At 61.3% G+C, this 390-nt stretch carries 1 protein-coding gene; it reads right to left on the bottom strand.

Annotated features, from left to right (window positions below; genetic code table 11):
- On the bottom strand, positions 1-390 hold a 390-nt coding region (locus tag AC27E8_RS13000), incomplete at both ends, for a transposase (RefSeq protein WP_487111500.1).

Genomic DNA, 390 nt, shown 5'->3' with positions numbered 1-390 from the left:
TCAACTTGGCCATCGACTCCAAGCTGAAGTACCTCCGTGCCACCATCCACTCTTCGTGCTGCTCTTGCAAAATGGCGCCTGCGAGTCGCAGCACGGCCTCCCGATTGGGGAAGATGCCTACGACGTCCATCCGCCTCCGCATCTCCCGATTCAGGCGCTCCAGCGGATTGGTCGAGCAGATCTGCCGCCAGTGCTCGAAGGGCAGCACCATGAACGCCAATACGTCGTCTTCCGCATCGGACAGGATCTCCATCGCCTTCGGGAATCGCCCCTTCAACTCGGCCACGACGCGCCGGAGTTGCTTGCGAGCCGCCTCCTGGGACGATTGGGCAAAGATCGTCCGCAGGATGGATGCGACCATCGCCTGCTCTTTCTTCGGCACCTGACTCA

It is taken from the genome of Alicyclobacillus sp. CIJ1 (genome assembly GCF_057538885.1).
The sequence above is the reverse complement of the archived record's forward strand: the minus strand, read 5'-3'. Positions and strand labels throughout refer to the sequence as shown.